Origin of the sequence: Streptomyces sp. NPDC058052 (assembly GCF_042885515.1) — a bacterium.
Classification (GTDB): Bacteria; Actinomycetota; Actinomycetes; order Streptomycetales; family Streptomycetaceae; genus Streptomyces.
Map to the genome: position 1 here is coordinate 1 of NZ_JBHVRX010000033.1, position 19,656 is coordinate 19,656.

The window sequence follows — 19,656 nt, forward strand, 5'->3', positions numbered from 1 at the left end:
CGGACCTTTGGGGCGACGACCTTCTGGTCCCGGGGGGGGGGCGGGGGGCGCCCGGGGGCGCCGTCGGGGTTCCCCGCGGCGTCTTTGTTTTTTCCCCTACACCCCGCCCCCCCCGCCACCGGTTTCGGTCCCGGCCACGGCCGGATTCCCAGGGGCGTACGGCAGGATGTCCCCCATGCCGAGCCTGAAGAAGACGAGCGGACCCCTGGACGGGCCCGCGGCGCCGGACGGAGCGCGCGAGGACACGCCCCCGACCGTCGCCCCCACCCGGCGCGACGAGGTGGCCGCCGCGGGCAGCGAACTCATCGGCGGCCGCTACGGGCGCCGCGCCCTGCCGGGCAGCGGGCCCGCGGGCGGGCAGTTCACGCCGGTGCGCGTGATCGGCCTGGTGGCCATCGGCATGTTCGCCCTCGGCATGGTGCAGAAGCTGCCCTGCTACAACTGGGCCTGGTTCCGCGGCACCACCTCCCAGTACACCCACGCCTGCTACTCGGACATCCCGCACCTGTTCGCAGGACGCGGCTTCGCCGAGGGGCTCGTGCCCTACTTCGACCGGCTGCCCGGCGACATACCGTTCCTGGAGTACCCCGTCCTGACGGGGCTCTTCATGGAGGTCGCCGCCTGGCTGACCCCCGGCGGCGAGCTCCAGGCCCAGGAGAAGGCGTACTGGCTGGTCAACTCCGGCCTGCTGATGGCCTGCGCGGCCGTCCTCGCCGTCTGTGTGGCCCGGACGCACCGCCGGCGCCCCTGGGACGGCCTGCTGGTCGCCCTGGCGCCCTCCGTGGCGCTCACGGCCACGATCAACTGGGACCTGCTGGCGGTGGCCCTCACCGCCGCCTCGATCCTCATGTGGTCCCGCTCCCGGCCGCTCGCGGCCGGCGTCCTGCTCGGCCTCGCCGTCGCCGCCAAGTTCTACCCGCTGCTGCTCCTGTGGCCCCTGCTGCTGCTCTGCGTGCGGGCCGGACGGCTCCGGGCCTTCGGCACCGCGCTGCTCGGCGCGGCGGGCTCCTGGCTCGTGGTGAACCTGCCGGTGATGCTCCTCGCGCCCGAGGGGTGGAAGCAGTTCTACCTCTTCAGCCGCGACCGGAACGTCGACTTCGGCTCCGTCTGGCTGCTCGTCAGCCAGCGCGGCGGCACGGCCATCCCGCCCGAGCGGGCCAACCTGTACGCGCTGCTGCTCCTGGCGCTCGCCGCCGGCGGCCTCGCGTGGCTGGCCTGCGCCGCTCCCCGCCGGCCCCGGCTGGCCCAGCTGGCGTTCCTGATGGTCGCGGCGTTCGTGCTCACCAACAAGGTCTACTCGCCGCAGTACGTGCTGTGGCTGGTGCCGCTCGCCGCGCTCGCCCGGCCGCGCTGGCGCGACTTCCTCGTCTGGCAGTCCTGCGAGGTCCTGTACTTCCTCGGGGTCTGGATGTACCTCGCGTTCACCGGCAGCGGCAGCAAGCAGGGGCTGCCGCTCGACGGCTACCACTTCGCGGTCGTGCTGCACCTGCTGGGCACGCTGTACCTGTGCGCCATGGTCGTACGGGACATCCTGGCGCCCGAGAAGGACCCCGTCCGGCGCGACGGCTCCGACGACCCCTCGGGAGGTGTCCTGGACGGCGCCCCGGACGTCTTCGTCGTGGGCAGGGCCGCCCACCCGGCCCGGCACGCGGCCCCCGCGCCGGAGACGGGCGGACAGGAGCTCCTCGTGACATGGGGAACCCCCGGGGCCGAGGGCTCCCGGGGGTGACCGCAGGGCGCGACCGTACGGCCGGCCGGGGGGCTCAGCGCTCCACGAGCCGGTCGTACTGCGTCGTGGTGTGGCGCAGGTGCGCCACCAGCTCGTCGCCGACCTGAGGCTCCTGCGCGTCGGCCGGCACGAAGAGGATCGACACCTGCATGTGCGGCGGCTCGGCGAACCAGCGCTGCTTGCCCGCCCAGACGAACGGCGAAAGGTTCCGGTTCACCGTGGCCAGACCGGCCCGGGCCACGCCCTTGGCGCGCGGCATCACGCCGTGCATCGCCTTCGGGGCCTCCAGGCCGACGCCGTGCGAGGTGCCGCCGGCGACCACGACCAGCCAGCCGTCCGAGGCGGCCTTCTGCTGCCGGTAGCCGAAGCGGTCGCCCTTGGCGACCCGGGTGACGTCCAGGACCGAACCGCGGTACTCGGTGGCCTCGTGGTCGCCCAGCCAGAGCCGGGTGCCGATCCGGGCGCGGAAGCGGGTCTGCGGGAACTGCTGCTGGAGCCGGGCCTGCTCCTCGGCCCGCAGGTGGCTCACGAACATGGTGTGCAGCGGCAGCCGGGCGGCGCGCAGCCGGTCCATCCAGGCGATGACCTCCTCGACGGCGTCCGTGCCGTCCGGGCGGTCGAGCGGCAGGTGCAGGGCGAAGCCCTCCAGGCGCACGTCCTCGATCGCGGAGGCGAGCAGCGCGAGCTCCTCCTCACGGACGCCGTGCCGCTTCATCGAGCTCATGACCTCGATGACGACGCGGGCGCCGACCAGGGCGTGCACGCCGTCCACGGAGGAGACGGAGCGGATCACCCGGTCGGGCAGCGGCACGGGCTCCTCGCCGCGCCGGAACGGCGTGAGGACCAGCAGGTCGCCGCCGAACCAGTCCTTGATCTTCGCGGCCTCGTACGTGGTCCCCACCGCGAGCATGTCGGCGCCGAAACGGGCCGTCTCCTCGGCGAGCCGCTCGTGCCCGAAGCCGTAGCCGTTGCCCTTGCAGACCGGGATCAGACCGGGGAACTGGTCGATCACGGTCTTCTGGTGCGCCCGCCAGCGAGCGGTGTCGACGTAGAGGGAGAGCGCCATGGCCGGCCCGGAACCTTTCTGATGGCTGCGGTGGAGAGTCGGAGATGTGTACGAAACCCGCGGACTTACGAGGGTACGCAAGCCCCGCGGGGAGCGTCAGCGGCGCGACATGTAGATGTCGAGCGCCTTGTGCAGGAGCTTGTTCAGCGGGAAGTCCCATTCGCCGACGTACTCCACGGCCTCGCCGCCGGTGCCGACCTTGAACTGGATCAGGCCGAAGAGGTGGTCGGTCTCGTCGAGGGAGTCCGAGATGCCGCGCAGGTCGTAGACGGTCGCGCCCATGGCGTACGCGTCGCGAAGCATCCGCCACTGCATGGCGTTGGACGGGCGGACCTCGCGGCCGATGTTGTCGGAGGCGCCGTACGAGTACCAGACATGGCCGCCGACGACGAGCATCGTCGCCGCGGAGAGGTTCACGCCGTTGTGGCGGGCGAAGTAGAGGCGCATCCGGTTGGGGTCCTCGTTGTTGAGGACGTTCCACATGCGCTGGAAGTACGAGAGCGGGCGCGGCCGGAACTTGTCGCGCACCGCGGTGATCTCGTACAGGCGCTGCCACTCGGCGAGGTCCTCGTAACCGCCCTGGACGACCTCGACGCCGGCCTTCTCGGCCTTCTTGATGTTGCGGCGCCACAGCTGGTTGAAGCCCTTGAGGACGTCGTCGAGGGAACGGTTGGCCAGCGGGACCTGGAAGACGTAACGGGGCTGCACGTCGCCGAAGCCGGCGCCGCCGTCCTCGGCCTGCTGCCAGCCCATCCGGCGCAGCCGGTCGGCGACCTCGAAGGCGCGCGGCTCGACGTGCGTGGCCTGGACGTCCTTGAGGCGCTTGACGTCCGGGTCCTGGATGCCGGACTTGATCGCGGCCGCGTCCCAGCGGCGGATGACGACCGGCGGACCCATCTTCACGGAGAAGGCGCCCTGCTGCTTGAGGTGGGCCAGCATGGGCTGGAGCCACTCGTCGAGGTTGGGGGCGTGCCAGTTGATGACCGGGCCCTCGGGGAGGTAGGCCAGGTAGCGCTTGAGCTTGGGGAGCTGCCGGTAGAGCACCAGGCCGACGCCGACGAGCTCGCCGCCCTTGTCGAACCAGCCGAGGCTCTCCGAGCGCCACTCGGTCTTCACGTCCGCCCACGCCGGGACCTGGCAGTGGCTCGCGCCGGGCAGAGTCTGGATGTACGCCAGATGCTGCTCTCGGCTGATGGTCCTCAGGGTCAGGCTCATGCGGGGCGCTCCTCGGCAGGTGTGTCCCCATCGGTCAGGGGCTCCGGCTCTCGCGCCGAAGCCTACTGCGACCGGGGAGCGCCCCGGTGGGCCGCGTGGGCCCTGACGTGCCCGGCGTCGGCTCAGACGCCGCCGAAGAGCCCTCCGTGGGCCATGCCGAGGTAGAAGCCGACGGCGGCGGCGCCGAGGCCGATGATCAGGAAGAAGCGTTCGCGGGTGGTGACGGAGATGAACTGTCCGTAGGCCCCGGTCAGGATGCCGATCAGGCCCGACCATGAGCTGAGCAGGTGCAGGCTGTGGAACTGCGCCGTCACGAAGGACAGGATGCCGAGCACCAGGGTCACCGCGAGCAGCGTGTCCTGGAGCGGGTGCGGCTTGCCGTCCGTGGCGAAGAGGGAGTGGCCGGGGTCGGGTCGCATTGCCTGTGCCATGGGGCACCTCCTGGCGTGCCGAGCGGAGGGCGGCGCATCCTAGCGCCGCCGACGTCCGATGTGTACAGATTGCGTCCCCTCCCCGCCGGATTTCAACCGCAAGGCGATGTGCAGGTACTCTGTACGGTCTGCGCCGGTGTCTGCCCTGGTCCTGCCAGGACTGGTTCTCCAGGACCACCGACACACCCCGCTCGTCGGGGCACGTTGTCAGTGGCCGCCGATACCGTCGCTCACGCATCACGACCCTCCTGCCACGGAACGACCGTGGCCGCTGAGTCCAAAGGAGGTGGGTTCCACATGCGTCACTACGAGGTGATGGTCATCCTCGACCCCGATCTCGAGGAGCGCGCTGTCTCCCCGCTGATCGAGAACTTCCTCTCCGTCGTCCGTGAGGGCAACGGAAAGGTCGAGAAGGTCGACACCTGGGGCCGTCGTCGTCTCGCCTACGAGATCAAGAAGAAGCCCGAGGGCATCTACTCGGTCATCGACCTGCAGGCCGAGCCTGCGGTCGTCAAGGAGCTCGACCGCCAGATGAACCTGAACGAGTCGGTCCTCCGGACCAAGGTCCTCCGTCCCGAGACCCACTGAGCTTCCGCTCAGAGGTAATCGGGTCCGAGTAGCAGCAAGCAGCCAGAAGCAATCCCGCCGAGAGGTTCACCCATGGCAGGCGAGACCGTCATCACGGTCGTCGGCAATCTCGTCGACGACCCCGAGCTGCGCTTCACCCCGTCCGGTGCGGCGGTCGCGAAGTTCCGCGTCGCGTCCACTCCCCGCACCTTCGACCGTCAGACCAACGAGTGGAAGGACGGCGAGAGCCTGTTCCTGACCTGCTCGGTCTGGCGTCAGGCGGCGGAGAACGTCGCCGAGTCCCTTCAGCGCGGCATGCGCGTCGTCGTGCAGGGCCGGCTCAAGCAGCGGTCCTACGAGGACAACCAGGGCGTCAAGCGCACGGTCTTCGAGCTGGACGTCGAGGAAGTCGGTCCCAGCCTGCGCAACGCCACGGCCAAGGTCACCAAGACCACCGGCCGCGGTGGTCAGGGTGGCGGCGGCGGCTTCGGCGGCGGCGGTGGCCAGCAGGGTGGCGGCGGTGGCTGGGGTGGAAACTCCGGCGGCGGCGGCCAGCAGGGCGGCGGCGGTGCTCCCGCCGACGACCCGTGGGCCACTGGCGGCTCGTCCTCCGGCGGCGGCCAGCAGGCCGGCGGCGGTGGCGGCTGGGGTGGAAACTCCGGCGGCGGCTACTCGGACGAGCCCCCCTTCTAGGGAGTCCCTTCCGGTTTCCGGAAGAGACCCCTGGGGGCAGCTCGTACCCCACACTTCTTGATCACACAGGAGAAACACCATGGCGAAGCCGCCTGTGCGCAAGCCTAAGAAGAAGGTCTGCGCGTTCTGCAAGGACAAGACCGCGTACGTGGACTACAAGGACACGAACATGCTGCGGAAGTTCATTTCCGACCGCGGCAAGATCCGTGCCCGCCGCGTGACCGGCAACTGCACGCAGCACCAGCGTGACGTCGCCACGGCCGTCAAGAACAGCCGTGAGATGGCGCTGCTGCCCTACACGTCCACCGCGCGATAAGGGAAGGGTGACCGAAAAATGAAGATCATCCTCACCCAGGAAGTCTCCGGCCTCGGTGCGGCCGGCGACGTCGTCGAGGTCAAGGACGGCTACGCTCGCAACTACCTGGTCCCGCGTGGTTTCGCGATCCGCTGGACCAAGGGTGGCGAGAAGGACGTGGCGCAGATCCGCCGCGCCCGCAAGATCCACGAGATCGCGACCATCGAGCAGGCCAACGAGGTCAAGGCCAAGCTCGAGGGCACGAAGGTGCGCCTGGCCGTTCGCTCCGGCGACGCCGGCCGTCTCTTCGGCTCCGTGACCCCGGCCGACGTCGCCACGGCGATCAAGTCCGCCGGTGGCCCCGAGGTCGACAAGCGTCGCGTCGAGCTCGGTTCGCCGATCAAGACCCTGGGCTCGCACCAGGTGCTCGTGCGTCTGCACCCCGAGGTCGCCGCGAAGCTCGGCATCGAGGTCGTTGCCGCGTAACGCTGCGCTCAGCAGTTCTGCGCTTCGGTGCAGAAGGAAGGGCCGCACTCCTCACGGAGTGCGGCCCTTCCGCTGTTTCACGTGAAACATGCGCTTGTGGCTGTTTGCGCTGTTTGCGCTGTTTGCGCTGTTTGTGCTGTTCGGGCTGTTCGGGCTGTTCGGGCTGTTCAGGCTGTTTCACGTGAAACAGGCGTCCAGGTCAGCGGGTGGCGCCCGTGACGATCCAGCGGCCGGAGCGCATCCGGAACCAGAGCGTGCCCAACCGGACCACCATCATCAGCGTCATCGCCCACCAGAGCGCGGTCAGGCCGCCTCCGAACACCGGCACGAGCAGGGCGACGGGAGCGAAGGCCGCCAGCGTGAGCAGCATCGCCCAGGCGAGGTAGGGGCCGTCACCCGCGCCCATCAGGACGCCGTCGAGGACGAAGACCACTCCGGAGATCGGCTGGGAGAGCGCCACGACGAGCAGGGCCGGAAGCAGTGTGGACTGGACGGCGGGGTCATCGGTGAAGAGCGGGATGAAGAGCGGGCGGGCCACCACGAGCAGCAGTCCGAGGACCACGCCGGAGACCACGCCCCACAGGACCATCCGACGGCAGACCTGGCGGGCGCCGTCCGCGTCGTCGGCGCCGAGGTAGCGCCCGATGATGGCCTGGCCGGCGATGGCGATGGCGTCCAGGGCGAAGGCCATCAGGTTCCAGAGGGAGATGATGATCTGGTGGGCGGCGACCTCGGTGTCGCCCAGGCGGGCGGCTACGGCAGTGGCGATCATCAGGACGGCGCGCAGCGAGAGCGTACGGACCAGCAGTGGGACGCCCGCCTGGGCGGAGGCACGGATGCCGGCCGCGTCGGGCCGGAGCGAGGCGCCGTTGCGCCGCGCGCCCCGGACGACCACGACGAGGTACGCGACGGCCATGCCGACCTGGGCGATGACGGTGCCCCAGGCTGAGCCCGCGATGCCGAGTCCGGCGCCGTAGACCAGGCCGACATTGAGGGCGCCGTTGACCGCGAAGCCGCCGATGGCCACGTAGAGCGGGGTCCGGGTGTCCTGGAGTCCGCGCAGGACACCGGTGGCCGCCAGGACGATCAGCATCGCGGGGATGCCCAGAATCGAGATCCTCAGATACGTGGTCGCGTAAGGGGCGGCGGTGTCGGAGGCGCCGAAGACCTGGACCAGCCAGGGGGCCGTGGGGAGGGTGACCGCGACGACGGCGAGGCCGAGGAGGAGGGCCAGCCAGATGCCGTCGATGCCCTGTCGGAGGGCGGCGGGCAGATCGCCGGCGCCGACCCGCCGGGCGACGGCGGCCGTCGTGGCGTAGGCGAGGAAGACGAAGACGCTGACGGCGGTGGAGAGCAGGGCACCGGCGATGGCGAGGCCCGCGAGCTGGGGGGTGCCGAGGTGTCCCACGATGGCGCTGTCCACCATCAGGAAGAGCGGTTCGGCGACGAGGGCGCCGAAGGCCGGCAGGGCGAGCGAGAGGATCTCGCGGTCGTGTCGGCGCAGTGCGGCCTTGGAGCTCGTGGGGGCCTGGGTCATGGGGTCAATCTAATCGTCCACAGGTAAGTGATGCAATGCATCTGTGATCCTTACTTTTGAGGGGAGCGGGGCTTCGGGTGTGGGCTGTTTGTTCTGATCGTGGCCCTGGGGGAAAAGTTTTTCTCCCCCACAGCCCGTGGATGGAGAAGTCCCAGGTCAGGGCCATAGGAAGGTGGGAGCTATGAGTTTGTCCACATGGCTGTCCCCCGGTCCGTGCACAGGATCCGGCAGCTTATCCACAGCATCGGGGCCTTCACCCACAGAGCCTGTGGATAACCAGATTGGCTGATGCCCCTCGCGGGCCTACCGTGGACCGGCGCCCGACGCGCCAGAAGCGGACGCAAAGCCACTCTTTGATCAAGGCCGTGGCGTAAGAAGGAGTGGCACGGCGAGGTCCGCGGAGCGGACGGGAAGAGGTGGCGGGTGAGCGTTCCCGAGCCCATGGACGACCCCTGGGCGGACGGTGGACCGAGCGACCGGCTGCCCGTCCGCACGCGTGGTGAAGGGCGCGGCGAAGGTCGTGGTGAAGGCCGCGGCGAGGGCCGCGGGCGCGGCCGGGGTCGCGACGAGCAGCACGAGCGCGGCAGCGACGGTCCCTGGGACGGCGGACTCTCCGGCTTCGAGCGGGTCCCTCCGCAGGACCTCGACGCCGAACAGTCCGTGCTCGGCGGCATGCTGCTCTCCAAGGACGCCATCGCCGACGTCGTCGAGATCATCAAGGGCCACGACTTCTACAAGCCCGCGCACGAGACCGTCTTCGGCGCGATCCTCGACCTCTACGCCAAGGGCGAGCCCGCCGACCCCATCACGGTCGGCGCCGAACTCACCAAGCGCGGCGAGATCAACCGCGTCGGCGGCGCCTCCTACCTGCACACCCTCGTCCAGTCGGTCCCGACCGCGGCGAACGCCTCGTACTACGCGGAGATCGTCCACGAGCGGGCCGTGCTGCGCCGCCTCGTCGAGGCCGGCACCAAGATCACGCAGATGGGATACGCGGCCGACGGCGACGTCGACGAGATCGTGAACTCCGCCCAGGCGGAGATCTACAAGGTCACCGAGCAGCGGACCACCGAGGACTACCTGCCGCTCGGCGACATCATGGAGGGCGCGCTCGACGAGATCGAGGCGATCGGCTCCCGCAGCGGCGAGATGACCGGTGTGCCCACCGGCTTCAGCGACCTCGACTCGCTCACCAACGGACTCCACCCCGGCCAGATGATCATCATCGCGGCCCGTCCCGCCATGGGTAAGTCGACGCTCGCCCTGGACTTCGCCCGGGCCGCTTCGATCAAGCACAACCTGCCCAGCGTCATCTTCTCCCTCGAAATGGGCCGCAACGAGATCGCGATGCGACTGCTCTCGGCCGAGGCCAGGGTCGCCCTGCACCACATGCGTTCCGGCACCATGACCGACGAGGACTGGACCCGGCTGGCCCGCCGCATGCCGGACGTCTCCCAGGCCCCGCTCTACATCGACGACTCCCCGAACCTGTCGATGATGGAGATCCGCGCCAAGTGCCGTCGGCTCAAGCAGCGCAACGGCCTCAAGCTCGTCATCATCGACTACCTCCAGCTGATGCAGTCCGGCGGCTCCAAGCGGCAGGAGAGCCGCCAGCAGGAGGTCTCCGACATGTCGCGAAACCTCAAGCTCCTCGCCAAGGAGCTGGAACTCCCGGTGATCGCGCTCTCCCAGCTGAACCGTGGACCCGAGCAGCGCACCGACAAGAAGCCGATGGTCTCCGACCTCCGTGAGTCCGGCTCCATCGAGCAGGACGCCGACATGGTCATCCTGCTCCACCGCGAGGACGCCTACGAGAAGGAGTCCCCGCGGGCCGGCGAGGCCGACATCATCGTCGGCAAGCACCGTAACGGCCCGACGGCCACCATCACCGTCGCCTTCCAGGGCCACTACTCGCGCTTCGTGGACATGGCACAAACCTGATCGTGCCCGGGCGGGCCGGCGCGGCATGATCGCCCCATGACCTCTGCCTTCGAAGCCCTGCTGCCCACCACCGAACGTTCTCTGCTGCACCGCGTGGCCCGCGCCCAGAGCGAGGGCCGCGCGCCCTCGTTCGTGGGGGCCGTCGCACGTGGGGGAGCGATGGTCTGGAGCGGTTCCCGCAGCTGCGTCGACGGTCACGCCCCTGACGCCGACACGCAGTACCGGATCGGTTCGATCACCAAGGTGTTCACCGCCGTCCTCGTCCTGCGGCTGCGGGACGAGGGGCTGATCGGTCTCGACGACCCGCTGGAGAAGCACCTGCCCGGCACCGGGGTGGGCGAGGTGACCGTCGCCCAGCTGCTCGGCCACACCGCGGGACTTGCCGCGGAGACCCCCTCGCCCTGGTGGGAGCGGACGCCCGGGGCGTCTCGGCCCGAGCTCTCGGACGTACTGGGGGAGACGCCGGCGCTCCACCCGACGGGCCGCGGCTTCCACTACTCCAACCCGGGCTACACCCTGCTCGGCGCGCTGGTCGAGGCCGTGCGCGGGGTCTCCTGGGAGGAGGCGCTGCGGACCGAGATCCTGGAGCCCCTGGGCATGGACCGGACGACGGGGGAGCCGGTCGCCCCGCACGCCGGGGGCTGGGCGGTGCACCCCTGGGCGGACGTCATGCTGCCCGAGCCCTCCGAGGACCTCGGAGTGATGGCTCCCGCCGGGCAGCTGTGGTCGACGGCCGCCGACCTCTGCCGCTTCGGACTCTTCCTGGCGGAGGGCGACGACCGCGTGCTGAGCGCCTCCACCGTCGCCGAGATGCGCGTCCCTGCCGCTCCGCCGGCCCCCGGTGACGTGCAGATGGGGTACGGCCTCGGGGTCCAGCTCGCCCACGGGGAGAGCGGCACGCTCATCGGTCACGGCGGCTCGCTGCCGGGCTTCGTCGCCGGTCTGTGGGTGGACGTCGAGGAGGGCCTGGTCGGCGTGGCCCTCGCCAACGCGACGAGCGGGCCGCAGCCCGGGGTGGTCGCCGCGGAGCTCGTACGGATCGTGGCGGAGGCCGAGCCGCGCCTCCCCGAGCCGTGGCGGCCTCTGCCCGCGTCCGAGGTCGATCAGGAGCTTCTGGCCCTGACCGGTCCCTGGTTTTGGGGGACGTACTCCTACTGCCTGCGGCTCGGCGCGGAGCGCGGTGTCGTGCTGGAGCCGCTGCGGGGCGCCGGCCGCCGTGCCAGGTTCCGGGCGCTGCCCGAGGGCGGCTGGATCGGCCTGGACGGGTACTACGCGGGGGAGACGCTCCGGGTGGTGCGGCGCCCCGACGGCAGCGTCAGCCACCTCGACCTGGCCTCGTTCGTCTTCACCCGGGAGCCGTACGAGCCCGGGGACGCGGTCCCGGGCGGGGTGGACGAGAAGGGCTGGCGCGGGCTCTGATCCCGTCCCGACGGCGTGACGTCCCGACGGCGTGACGCGCCACCCGGCACGAACGCCCGTGTTTCACGTGAAACATGGGCGTTCCCCGTCGGACCGGTCAGCGATCAGGGGGCGGGAGTCAGTCGTCAGAGGGCCCGCTTGAATCCCACATGGCTCGCCTCGAAGCCGAGCCGCTCGTAGAACCGGTGGGCGTCGGTGCGGGTGACGTCCGAGGTCAGCTGGACCAGCACGCACTCCAGACGCCGGGACTCCTCGACGGCCCACTCGATGAGCAGCGTCCCCAGACCGCTGCCGCGTTCCTCGGAGTGGATCCGTACCCCCTCGATGATCGAGCGGGTGGCGCCGCGCCGGGAGAGTCCGGGGACGATCGTCAGCTGGAGGGTGCCGACGACCTTCCCGCCGCGGACGGCGACGACGAGGTGCTGGTTGGGGTCGTCCGCGAGCCGGGCGAAGGCGGTGAGGTACGGCGCCGGGTCGTCCGGGGACTCCCGCTGGGCGCCGAGGGGGTCGTCGGCGAGCATCGCGACGATCGCGGGCACGTCCTCCGCGGTGGCGGGACGGATCTCAAGATCGCTCATGCCCGCAGCGTACGACCCGCGGGCGCGCCCGCGGGCCCGCCCGTCATACGACCGCGGTCTCGCCTTCGAGGACCTGGACCAGCGGGGCCAGCTCCGGGTTCTTCGCCGCCTCGTCCAGGGCCTCGCGCAGGGCGCGGTCGTTGGTGGGGCGGGCTTCCGTGAGGAGCTTCTGGCCGGCCTCGGTGACGTCGGTGTAGATGCCCCGCCGGTCGGTCGCGCAGAGATAGCGGGTGAGCAGACCCCGGTCCTCCAGGCGCGTGACCAGCCGGGTGGTGGCGCTCTGGCTGAGGACCACCGCGTCGGCGACCTGCTTCATCTGGAGGTGTCCGCCGGGGCCGTCGTGCTGGCGGCTGAGGACGTCGAGGAGCGAGTACTCGCGGGCGCTCAGACCGTGCCCGGACTCCAGCGCGCGCTCGACGTGGGACTCGATGCGGCCGTGCAGCAGAGAGAGGGCGCACCAGCGCTGTGCCAGCCCGGTGAGAGCGGGGTCCGTCGCGGTCATGGTCTCTCCTCGTCCCTCTCCTCGCCGATGGCGTTGCTCCGGATCCAGGGTAGTGGATGGGCGCAATAGTGCGCGTGTGCAAGTATTGCGGCGTTTGTTGCGCCTGAGGCGTCGCGCTGCGGTGGGAAGTTCACCGGAATGCTCCGGGCTTCCGCCGCGGCGGTCCGCCCCCAGCGGGATCGGTCGGGTCTCAGCCGGCCGCGACGGTCAGTGGGGCGAAGCGGCGGTCGGCGTCGCCGGGGAGGCCGGGCGTGGAGCGGACCATCATGGCGTTGGTGATGACCGGGTCCAGGCCGTTCTCCTTGAGCCAGTCGAGCAGCTCGGTGTGCCGGAGGTCGACGTCCGTGCGCAGCGGCCGGTCCGTGGCGGCCGCCAGCGAGGCCACCAGCGCCTGGGCGGTGGCGGTGTCACGGGCGATCAGCGGGCCGACGACATGGGTGTCCATGTTGGGCCAGGCCGCGGCGAAGCCGATGATCGCGCCGTCCTCGACGGCGACCCGCAGGTGGTCGGCGAAGGCCGGGAGCCGGGTGATGAGCGGGGTGCGGTCGAGGCCGAAGATCTCCTCGTCGAGGCGGAGGATCTCCTGGAGGTCCTCGGCAGTGGCCGGGCGGACCGGGACGCGCGGGGCGGGCACGGCGGCGGAGAAGTGGCCCTTCAGCATCTCGGAGCGGCCGACCTCGGTGAAGCCGAGCCCCTCGTAGAGCGGCTGCCCGTTCGCGGTGGCGTAGAGCGTCAGCGGGGTCTCGCCCGCCTCCGCCAGCACGTACCGCATCAGCCGGCGCCCGACACCCCGGCGGGCGTAGCGCTCGGCGACGAGCACCATGCCGATGGCCGCGAGCTCGGGGCCGTACGAGGTGACCACACAGGCGGCGAGCAGCCCGTCACCGGCGGGGTCGTCGATGCCGTATCCGGTGCCCGCGGTGAGGAGTAGGCCCCACTTGTGCTCCTCGCGGAGCCAGCCGCGGTTCTCGGAGAGGTCGGCGCAGGCCAGGAGGTCGGCAGGACCGAGGCGCCGGACGGGAAGTTGTGCGAGGTCTGTGGGGGAGATCGGCATGACGGCCAGGCTCTCCGACGGGGTGATCTTCCGTCCAGAGGTTTTCAGGTGATGTTTCACGTGAAACGTGGCCCCCGCGGATCCCTCGCACGTTCCCCGCATGTCCCCTGCACGCCCTCTGCGGACTTCTTGCGCGGGAGGGGGCAGGTGCGCTGCGGGAGTGGTGGGCCACCGAGCCACCGGCGGCCGGCGGGTGCCGCGCGCCGAAAGAGTGGAGCCTAGTCCGCAACTCGGCCCTTTGGCCCGAGAACGACGCTTTCCGCCCGAAGCCCTTCCGGCGGCGGCCATGCTGCGAGCACGGAAGCCCGGCTGCGTGAGGCGAGGCACATGATGGATGGTCCGACCAGCACGACCGACGGGACGGGGGCCCGAATAGCGGAGCCCTCCCCCGATGCGGTGCTCGTCCGCCGCACCCTGGAGGAGATCGCCCCGGTCGCCGACAAGGTGACCTCGTACTTCTACGCGCTGCTCTTCGTGCGGAACCCGGCCCTACGCGACCTCTTCCCGGCCGCGATGGACGCCCAGCGGGACCGTCTGCTCAAGGCCCTGCTCACCGTCGCCGAGCGGATGGACGACAGTGCGTTCCTCGGCGAGTACCTGGGTCATCTCGGGCGCGGCCACCGCAAGTACGGCGTCGAGGCGGCCCACTACCCGGCGGTCGGCGAGGCCCTGATCGGCGCGCTGGTCCGGTACGCGGAGCGGAGCTGGGACGCGGAGACCGAGGCGGCCTGGGTCCGGGCGTACACGGCGATCTCGCAGATCATGATCGACGCGGCCTGCGAGGACGAGGCGCGGGCGCCCGCCTGGTGGCAGGCGGAGGTGGTCTCGCACGATCTGCGGACCCCCGACATCGCCGTGCTCACCCTGCGACCGGACGCGCCCTACCCGTTCCTCGCCGGGCAGTACACGACGCTGGAGACCCCCTGGTGGCCGCGGATCTGGCGGCACTACTCCTTCGCCTCGGCGCCCCGCCCGGACGGGTTGCTCACCCTGCACGTCAAGTCCGTCCCGGCCGGGTGGGTCTCCCAGGCGCTGGTCCACCGGGCGCGGCCCGGGGACGTGCTCCGGCTGGGCCCGCCGGCCGGCTCGATGACGGTCGACCACGCCACGGACACCGGGCTGCTCTGTCTGGGCGGCGGGACCGGCATCGCGCCGATCAAGGCGCTGGTGGAGGACGTCGCCGAGCACGGCGACCGGAGGCAGGTCGACGTGTTCTACGGCGCCCGCAGGGGCCACGACCTCTACGACATGGACACCCTGCTGCGGCTCCAGAAGACCTTTCCGTGGCTCGCGGTCCACCCCGTCACCGAGGCGCAGTGCCCGCTGACGGAGGCGGTCCGGGAGGCGGGCCCCTGGACGGAACGGGACGCCTACCTCTCGGGCCCGCTCGGCATGGTCCGGCAGGGCATCGACGTGCTGCGCGGCTCGGGGGTCCCCACCGAGCGGATCCGTCACGACTTCCCGACGGAGCTCGCCGCGGTGGGGGCCGGGTCAGCCGAGGTCGGGCGCGTGCATCGCGCGGACGCCCTCGATGTTCCCGTCGAGGTAGTGGCGCAGTGAGAGCGGCACCAGGTGGACGGCGGCGATCCCGACACGGCTGAAGGGCACCCGGACGATCTCGTACTCGCCGACGGGTTCGTCGATCTCGGGGCCGTGCCGCAGTCCGAGGTCCATCGACTCCAGGCGGCAGACGAAGAAGTGCTGGACCTTCACGCCGGAGACCCCGCCGTCGACGATGTGCTCGACGGTGTCGACGAAACAGGGGACCACATCGACGATCTTGGCGCCGAGTTCCTCGTGCACCTCGCGGTGGAGGGCCTCGACGACGGTGGAGTCGGAGGGCTCGACGCCGCCACCGGGCGTGAGCCAGTACGGATCCACCCCCGGTTTGGTGCGCTTGATGAGGATGAGGTCGTCTCCGTCGAGCAGGATGGCGCGTGCGGTGCGCTTGACCACGGGGCGTTCGGTCATGGGAAGAAAATGGCCCGTTCTCGCCGGGCTGAAACTCACCACTCCCCCGCGGCCCGCACCAGTTCCTCGTGGGCGCGCGCGATGTGGGTCAGGGCGAGGGTTCCCGTCCGGGCCACCAGGAAGTAGGTGCGCAGCGGTGGCACGGGGGGTTCGAGCAGCGCCACGAGCCGTCCCCGCTCCAGCGCCTCCTCGCAGAGGTAGCGGGGCAGCACGGCGAGTCCGGCTCCCGCGGCCGCGGCCTCCCGGACGGCCCGCAGGTCGGGGGCGATGACGGTGGCGGCCGCGGCCGGTTCGGTCTCGAAGACGGCGGCCCAGTAGCGGGTGGCGAAGGGCAGCGACTCGTGCACCTCGACCACGGGAAGCTGCTCCAGGACGACCGCGCCGGTGGAGAGCAGCACCTCGGGGGAGAGCCTCGCGGCCCAGCGCGGGGCGGCGACCAGGACGAGTTCCTCGTCGCAGAGCGCGGTGGCGGTGAGCAGCCCGCCGCGCGGCCGGGCGGTGGCGAGGGCCAGGTCGTGGTGGCCGGCGGCGAGCCCGTCGAGCAGTTCCTCCGTGTTGCCGACGAAGGAGGCGCGCAGGGCGAGGCCCTGGGCGGCGAGCGGGGCGAGCGCGGGCAGGACGCGCAGGGAGGTGAACTCCGGGGGGCCGGCGACGTGGAGGGTGCGGACCCCGCGCTCGGCGTCGAGCCCGGTCTCCGCGATCTCGACCAGGGCGTCCAGGTGCGGGGCGGCGCGGTGGGCGAGTTCGTCACCGATGCTGGTCGGGGTGACCCCGCGGGCCTGCCGCAGGAAGAGCGGCCGGCCGAGCTGCCGTTCCAGGGTGCGGATCTGGCTGGTGACGGCGGGCTGGGAGAGACCGAGGAGCGCGGCGGCGCGGGTGAAGGAACCGGCCCGGTGCACCGCGACGAACGTGCGCAGCAGGGCCAGATCCATGTACGCCCCTCCCCGGCCGGCCGTCCGTCATCGCAGGATCGTCCCACTATAAATATGTCGATAGGTCGCTGTCGCTACCGTGATTGGACACTGACGCACAGTCAACTAGCCTTGTCCGAGTGGGTTCCGCGTGAGGACCGGGGGCGTTCCGAGCCACGAGGGGGGAGGCTCGGAGCGCCCCGGTCCGAGCCCCGTCAGCCTGCCTTGCGCGCGGCGTCGAGCGCCCGCAGCACGTCGGCGATCAGGTCCTCCGGGTCCTCGGCGCCGACCGAGAAGCGGATGAAGCCCTCGGCGACGGCGTCCCCGCCCCAGCGTCCGCGCCGCTCGGCCGAGGAGCGCACCCCGCCGAAGCTGGTGGCGTCGTCGACCAGGCGCAGTTCGTCCAGGAAGCGTTCGGCGCGGGCGCGGTCGGCGAGCTCGAAGGAGATCACCGAGCCGAAGCGGCGCATCTGCCGGGCGGCGACCGCGTGCGAGGGGTCGTCCGGGAGTCCGGGGTGGCGCAGCCCGGTCACGTCGGGGTGGTCGGCCAGGACCCGGGCGAGCTCCAGGGCGGTGGCGCACTGGCGGTCGATCCGCAGCTGGAGCGTGGCCAGCGAACGGTGGGCGAGCCATGCCTCCATGGGGCCGGGGATGGCGCCGACGATCTTGCGCCAGCGCCGTACCTCCGCGGCCCGCCGCGGGTCGCGGCAGCTGACGTGGCCGAGCAGGATGTCGCCGTGGCCGGTCATGCCCTTGGTGTCGCTGGCGACCGAGAAGTCCGCGCCGAGTTCCAGCGGCCGCTGGCCGAGCGGGGTGGCGAGGGTGTTGTCGACGGCGACGAGCGCCCCGCCGGCGTGCGCCGCCTCCACCAGCCGGCGGATGTCGCAGACGTCGAGCCCCGGGTTGGACGGAGTCTCGATCCACAGCAGCCGGGCGCCGTCGAGGACGTCGAGCTGGGCGTCGCCGCCGGTGGGCGCGGTGCGCACCTCGATCCCGTACGCGCGCAGCTGTTCGTGGAGGAGCGGCAGGGCCTGGTAGCCGTCGGCCGGCAGGACGACGGCGTCGCCGGTGGAGAGCTGCGAGAGCAGCACGGCGGAGATGGCGGCCATGCCGGAGGCGAAGACCACGGTCTCGACGCCGGACGCGCCGGGCGCCTCCAGGGTGCCGATGGCCCGTTCCAGATGGGTCCAGGTCGGGTTCTCGTCACGGCCGTAGGTGTAGGGGCCGGTGGGCTCGCCCGGGAGGTGGAAGTGGGCGGCGAACACCGGTCCGGGCAGGGTCGGCTCGTGCTTGACGGGCTCGGGCAGTCCGGCCCGCACGGCGAGGGTCCCGTCGCCGGGGCCTTCGCCGTGGTGGTGCTGTTCCTGGGGGCTCACGGGTTCACGGGGTCCTTTCCTCGATCTCGTCCCCCCGATGTTCCTCCGGGAGCGGCTCCCGGGGGCCGCTCCGGAGTCCTTCCCGGACCGCGGCGAGGAGTCCCTCGCTCGCGGCCTCGGTCATCTCCAGGCATTCCTCGAAGCCCTCCGGCCCTCCGTAGTAAGGGTCGGGGACGTCGAGCGCGTCCCCGGCGGAGGGGTCGTACGAGCGGAGCAGCCGGATCTTCGACGCCTCGTCGGGGGTGCGGGCGAGGCGGCGGAGTTCCCGGACGTGGCCCTCGTCGAGCGCGACGACCAGATCGAGGGCCGGGAACCAGGAGGCGCGGAACTGCCGGGCGGTGTGGCCGGAGGTGTAGCCGTGCTCCTCCAGGACGGCCACGGTGCGCGGATCCGCCCCGTCGCCCTCGTGCCAGCCGCCGGTGCCCGCGCTGTCCACCTCGACCGCACCGCCGAGGCCGGCCTCCTCCACGCGCGCGCGGAAGACGTGCTCGGCCAACGGGGAGCGGCAGATGTTGCCGGTGCAGACGAAGCAGACGCGGTAGGCCATGGCGATCCCTCAGTCCCCGTCGGGGAGCACCACGTTGAGCGCCCACGAGACGACGGAGATGATCAGGCCGCCGAGGACGGCGGTCCAGAAGCCCTCCACGTGGAAGCTGAGGTCGAACTGGTCGGCCAGCCACGACGTGAGGAGCAGCATCAGGGCGTTGACCACCAGGGTGATCAGCCCGAGGGTCAGGATGAAGAGGGGCAGCGTCAGGAGCTTCACGATCGGCTTGACGAGGACGTTGACGAGGCCGAAGACGAGGGCGACGAGGAGCAGGGTGACGATCTTCTTGCCCGTGCTCTCACCGGTCAGGGTGATGTCCTGGAGGAGCCAGATGGCGACCGCCAGGGCGCCCGCGTTGGCGAGTGTCTTGACTACGAAATTCTTCATGTGTCTGATCGTGGCAGACACGATCGGGCCAAGGGCAGGGGCGAACGGCAGTGAAGGCATTCCGGCTGGACGATCTGGAGGCGGAGCGCCTCGCCAACCAGGGGGCGTACCTCCAGTTCCTGCGCGAACGGAACATGTCGGTGGGGCTGTACGCGCTCGACGCGGGCGAGTTGGACCCGCAGTCGCCGCACGGCCAGGACGAGGTGTACTTCGTGGTGTCCGGCCGGGCGGCCATCACCGTCGGGGACGAGACGACGCAGGTGGCCCGGGGCAGCGTGGTCTACGTGCCGGCCGGGGTGCCGCACCGCTTCCACCACATCAGCGAGGACCTGCGCGTCCTGGTGGTCTTCTCGCCGCCGGAGGCGTGAGCGGAGACGTGAGCGGAGACGTGACCGGGGGCGGGATCGAACGGGGCCGGGGATCGAGCCGGGCCGGGGAGTGAACAGGGCCGGGCGTGAACAGGACTGGGGAGTGAACAGGGCCGGGGGGTGAACGGAAGCGGGCCGGGCGGACGACGCCGGGTTCCTCGGGGCTGAACCCCTGGTTCCCCTAGGGGGTGGATCAGGGGAGAGCCCGGGCCCCGGAAGTCCCTGCGGCGCGGGTCCGCCGCCTAGCCTTGAGGTGTCCGGGACGGAGGGTTCCGGGCGGAGCTTCGAGAGCGAGGGAGAGAACCATGGCCGTACAGGAGATTCTCGCGGGACTGCCGTGGTGGGTGAAGTGGATCGCGATACCCGCCCTGGTCCTGCTTGTCTTCGGCGGATTCATCACCAGCGTCCTCACCTTCGTGATCAGTCTGCTGTTCAAGGTGCTGCTGTTCGTCGCACTCGTGGCCGGACTCATCTACGCCGTACGGAAGTTCGGCTCCCCGTCGAAGTCGGACCGCGACTGGTAGCACAAGCTACTCATCGGTATTCAGCGACTGCCGGGCGTTAGCCCGGCAGGGGGAACGCG

The 19,656-nt window shown here is 71.1% G+C and carries 22 protein-coding genes; 10 read left to right on the plus strand and 12 right to left on the minus strand.

The window, feature by feature from the left end; genetic code table 11:
- The first annotated feature begins 175 nt into the window (after window positions 1-175).
- Entirely contained in the window at window positions 176-1,729 is a 1,554-nt protein-coding gene (locus tag ACFVU3_RS32460) for a glycosyltransferase family 87 protein (protein ID WP_390071911.1), read from the plus strand.
- 34 nt (window positions 1,730-1,763) lie between these two features.
- On the opposite strand, the gene ACFVU3_RS32465 is transcribed toward ACFVU3_RS32460, so the two are convergent.
- The 3 genes from ACFVU3_RS32465 to ACFVU3_RS32475 form a co-directional block, all read right to left on the minus strand.
- A complete protein-coding gene (locus ACFVU3_RS32465) occupies window positions 1,764-2,795 on the minus strand; it encodes an alanine racemase (RefSeq protein ID WP_390071912.1) in 1,032 nt (343 codons plus the stop codon).
- Window positions 2,796-2,891: 96 nt separating this feature from the next.
- On the minus strand, window positions 2,892-4,010 hold the full coding sequence (locus ACFVU3_RS32470) for a lipid II:glycine glycyltransferase FemX (protein ID WP_390071914.1): 1,119 nt from the start codon (window positions 4,008-4,010) through the stop codon (window positions 2,892-2,894).
- A gap of 122 nt (window positions 4,011-4,132) precedes the next feature.
- Complete coding sequence (locus tag ACFVU3_RS32475) at window positions 4,133-4,441, minus strand: hypothetical protein (RefSeq protein ID WP_390071916.1); 309 nt, start codon at window positions 4,439-4,441, stop codon at window positions 4,133-4,135.
- A 297-nt stretch (window positions 4,442-4,738) separates the two neighbouring features.
- On the opposite strand from ACFVU3_RS32475, the gene rpsF reads away from it, so the two are divergent.
- The 4 genes from rpsF (at window position 4,739) to rplI (ending at window position 6,482) form a co-directional block, all read left to right on the plus strand.
- Entirely contained in the window at window positions 4,739-5,029 is a 291-nt protein-coding gene (gene rpsF / locus ACFVU3_RS32480; RefSeq protein WP_004950685.1) for a 30S ribosomal protein S6, read from the plus strand.
- A 72-nt stretch (window positions 5,030-5,101) separates the two neighbouring features.
- On the plus strand, window positions 5,102-5,701 hold the full coding sequence (locus tag ACFVU3_RS32485; RefSeq protein WP_390071918.1) for a single-stranded DNA-binding protein: 600 nt from the start codon (window positions 5,102-5,104) through the stop codon (window positions 5,699-5,701).
- A gap of 79 nt (window positions 5,702-5,780) precedes the next feature.
- Complete coding sequence (gene rpsR / locus ACFVU3_RS32490; RefSeq protein ID WP_005315025.1) at window positions 5,781-6,017, plus strand: 30S ribosomal protein S18; 237 nt, start codon at window positions 5,781-5,783, stop codon at window positions 6,015-6,017.
- A gap of 18 nt (window positions 6,018-6,035) precedes the next feature.
- Window positions 6,036-6,482, plus strand: a complete 447-nt coding sequence (gene rplI, locus ACFVU3_RS32495; protein ID WP_030493790.1) for a 50S ribosomal protein L9 — start codon at window positions 6,036-6,038, stop codon at window positions 6,480-6,482.
- 199 nt (window positions 6,483-6,681) lie between these two features.
- Here rplI and ACFVU3_RS32500 read toward each other — a convergent pair whose 3' ends face one another.
- Window positions 6,682-8,019: an MATE family efflux transporter gene (locus ACFVU3_RS32500; protein ID WP_390071920.1), complete on the minus strand. Its 1,338-nt coding sequence runs from the start codon at window positions 8,017-8,019 to the stop codon at window positions 6,682-6,684.
- Window positions 8,020-8,460: 441 nt separating this feature from the next.
- On the opposite strand from ACFVU3_RS32500, the gene dnaB reads away from it, so the two are divergent.
- Window positions 8,461-9,960, plus strand: a complete 1,500-nt coding sequence (dnaB, locus tag ACFVU3_RS32505) for a replicative DNA helicase (protein WP_383814552.1) — start codon at window positions 8,461-8,463, stop codon at window positions 9,958-9,960.
- 36 nt (window positions 9,961-9,996) lie between these two features.
- On the plus strand, window positions 9,997-11,379 hold the full coding sequence (locus tag ACFVU3_RS32510; protein WP_390071922.1) for a serine hydrolase domain-containing protein: 1,383 nt from the start codon (window positions 9,997-9,999) through the stop codon (window positions 11,377-11,379).
- A gap of 125 nt (window positions 11,380-11,504) precedes the next feature.
- Here ACFVU3_RS32510 and ACFVU3_RS32515 read toward each other — a convergent pair whose 3' ends face one another.
- From ACFVU3_RS32515 to ACFVU3_RS32525, 3 genes are all read right to left on the minus strand, one after another.
- Entirely contained in the window at window positions 11,505-11,957 is a 453-nt protein-coding gene (locus tag ACFVU3_RS32515) for a GNAT family N-acetyltransferase (protein ID WP_390071924.1), read from the minus strand.
- 43 nt (window positions 11,958-12,000) lie between these two features.
- Window positions 12,001-12,459, minus strand: a complete 459-nt coding sequence (locus ACFVU3_RS32520) for a MarR family winged helix-turn-helix transcriptional regulator (RefSeq protein WP_390071926.1) — start codon at window positions 12,457-12,459, stop codon at window positions 12,001-12,003.
- Window positions 12,460-12,649: 190 nt separating this feature from the next.
- Complete coding sequence (locus ACFVU3_RS32525) at window positions 12,650-13,513, minus strand: GNAT family N-acetyltransferase (protein WP_390071929.1); 864 nt, start codon at window positions 13,511-13,513, stop codon at window positions 12,650-12,652.
- Window positions 13,514-13,840: 327 nt separating this feature from the next.
- Between ACFVU3_RS32525 and ACFVU3_RS32530 the strand changes: the two genes are divergently transcribed.
- Window positions 13,841-15,073 (plus strand): globin domain-containing protein, encoded by a 1,233-nt coding sequence (locus tag ACFVU3_RS32530; protein ID WP_390071931.1) that lies wholly within the window; start codon window positions 13,841-13,843, stop codon window positions 15,071-15,073.
- Here ACFVU3_RS32530 and ACFVU3_RS32535 read toward each other — a convergent pair.
- The 5 genes from ACFVU3_RS32535 to ACFVU3_RS32555 all read right to left on the minus strand — a co-directional run bounded on the left by ACFVU3_RS32535 (window position 15,005) and on the right by ACFVU3_RS32555 (window position 18,705).
- Window positions 15,005-15,484 (minus strand): NUDIX domain-containing protein, encoded by a 480-nt coding sequence (locus ACFVU3_RS32535; protein WP_390071932.1) that lies wholly within the window; start codon window positions 15,482-15,484, stop codon window positions 15,005-15,007. The genes ACFVU3_RS32530 and ACFVU3_RS32535 overlap by 69 nt on opposite strands.
- A gap of 35 nt (window positions 15,485-15,519) precedes the next feature.
- Complete coding sequence (locus ACFVU3_RS32540; protein WP_390071934.1) at window positions 15,520-16,416, minus strand: LysR family transcriptional regulator; 897 nt, start codon at window positions 16,414-16,416, stop codon at window positions 15,520-15,522.
- Between the two features lie 194 nt (window positions 16,417-16,610).
- Window positions 16,611-17,771: a cystathionine gamma-lyase gene (locus tag ACFVU3_RS32545; RefSeq protein ID WP_390071936.1), complete on the minus strand. Its 1,161-nt coding sequence runs from the start codon at window positions 17,769-17,771 to the stop codon at window positions 16,611-16,613.
- 4 nt (window positions 17,772-17,775) lie between these two features.
- Window positions 17,776-18,318 (minus strand): low molecular weight protein-tyrosine-phosphatase, encoded by a 543-nt coding sequence (locus ACFVU3_RS32550; protein ID WP_390071938.1) that lies wholly within the window; start codon window positions 18,316-18,318, stop codon window positions 17,776-17,778.
- Window positions 18,319-18,327: 9 nt separating this feature from the next.
- A complete protein-coding gene (locus ACFVU3_RS32555; RefSeq protein ID WP_390071940.1) occupies window positions 18,328-18,705 on the minus strand; it encodes a phage holin family protein in 378 nt (125 codons plus the stop codon).
- A gap of 50 nt (window positions 18,706-18,755) precedes the next feature.
- Between ACFVU3_RS32555 and ACFVU3_RS32560 the strand changes: the two genes are divergently transcribed.
- Both ACFVU3_RS32560 and ACFVU3_RS32565 read left to right on the plus strand, forming a co-directional pair.
- The gene (locus tag ACFVU3_RS32560) at window positions 18,756-19,073 is read left to right on the plus strand and encodes a cupin domain-containing protein (protein WP_031003164.1); all 318 of its coding nucleotides are present in this window, start codon (window positions 18,756-18,758) and stop codon (window positions 19,071-19,073) included.
- 305 nt (window positions 19,074-19,378) lie between these two features.
- Window positions 19,379-19,597, plus strand: coding sequence for a DUF5326 family protein (locus ACFVU3_RS32565; RefSeq protein WP_390071942.1), 219 nt, complete (start codon window positions 19,379-19,381; stop codon window positions 19,595-19,597).
- The last annotated feature ends 59 nt before the right edge of the window (window positions 19,598-19,656 follow it).

Excerpts from the sequence above, each read along its gene's own strand:
- ACFVU3_RS32460 (WP_390071911.1), top strand. The coding sequence starts at position 176 with ATGCCGAGCCTGAAGAAGACGAGCGGACCCCTGGACGGGCCCGCGGCG.
- ACFVU3_RS32465 (WP_390071912.1), bottom strand. The coding sequence starts at position 2,795 with ATGGCGCTCTCCCTCTACGTCGACACCGCTCGCTGGCGGGCGCACCAG.
- ACFVU3_RS32470 (WP_390071914.1), bottom strand. The coding sequence starts at position 4,010 with ATGAGCCTGACCCTGAGGACCATCAGCCGAGAGCAGCATCTGGCGTAC.
- ACFVU3_RS32475 (WP_390071916.1), bottom strand. The coding sequence starts at position 4,441 with ATGGCACAGGCAATGCGACCCGACCCCGGCCACTCCCTCTTCGCCACG.
- rpsF (WP_004950685.1), top strand. The coding sequence starts at position 4,739 with ATGCGTCACTACGAGGTGATGGTCATCCTCGACCCCGATCTCGAGGAG.
- ACFVU3_RS32485 (WP_390071918.1), top strand. The coding sequence starts at position 5,102 with ATGGCAGGCGAGACCGTCATCACGGTCGTCGGCAATCTCGTCGACGAC.
- rpsR (WP_005315025.1), top strand. The coding sequence starts at position 5,781 with ATGGCGAAGCCGCCTGTGCGCAAGCCTAAGAAGAAGGTCTGCGCGTTC.
- rplI (WP_030493790.1), top strand. The coding sequence starts at position 6,036 with ATGAAGATCATCCTCACCCAGGAAGTCTCCGGCCTCGGTGCGGCCGGC.
- ACFVU3_RS32500 (WP_390071920.1), bottom strand. The coding sequence starts at position 8,019 with ATGACCCAGGCCCCCACGAGCTCCAAGGCCGCACTGCGCCGACACGAC.
- dnaB (WP_383814552.1), top strand. The coding sequence starts at position 8,461 with ATGGACGACCCCTGGGCGGACGGTGGACCGAGCGACCGGCTGCCCGTC.
- ACFVU3_RS32510 (WP_390071922.1), top strand. The coding sequence starts at position 9,997 with ATGACCTCTGCCTTCGAAGCCCTGCTGCCCACCACCGAACGTTCTCTG.
- ACFVU3_RS32515 (WP_390071924.1), bottom strand. The coding sequence starts at position 11,957 with ATGAGCGATCTTGAGATCCGTCCCGCCACCGCGGAGGACGTGCCCGCG.
- ACFVU3_RS32520 (WP_390071926.1), bottom strand. The coding sequence starts at position 12,459 with ATGACCGCGACGGACCCCGCTCTCACCGGGCTGGCACAGCGCTGGTGC.
- ACFVU3_RS32525 (WP_390071929.1), bottom strand. The coding sequence starts at position 13,513 with ATGCCGATCTCCCCCACAGACCTCGCACAACTTCCCGTCCGGCGCCTC.
- ACFVU3_RS32530 (WP_390071931.1), top strand. The coding sequence starts at position 13,841 with ATGATGGATGGTCCGACCAGCACGACCGACGGGACGGGGGCCCGAATA.
- ACFVU3_RS32535 (WP_390071932.1), bottom strand. The coding sequence starts at position 15,484 with ATGACCGAACGCCCCGTGGTCAAGCGCACCGCACGCGCCATCCTGCTC.
- ACFVU3_RS32540 (WP_390071934.1), bottom strand. The coding sequence starts at position 16,416 with ATGGATCTGGCCCTGCTGCGCACGTTCGTCGCGGTGCACCGGGCCGGT.
- ACFVU3_RS32550 (WP_390071938.1), bottom strand. The coding sequence starts at position 18,318 with ATGGCCTACCGCGTCTGCTTCGTCTGCACCGGCAACATCTGCCGCTCC.
- ACFVU3_RS32555 (WP_390071940.1), bottom strand. The coding sequence starts at position 18,705 with ATGAAGAATTTCGTAGTCAAGACACTCGCCAACGCGGGCGCCCTGGCG.
- ACFVU3_RS32565 (WP_390071942.1), top strand. The coding sequence starts at position 19,379 with ATGGCCGTACAGGAGATTCTCGCGGGACTGCCGTGGTGGGTGAAGTGG.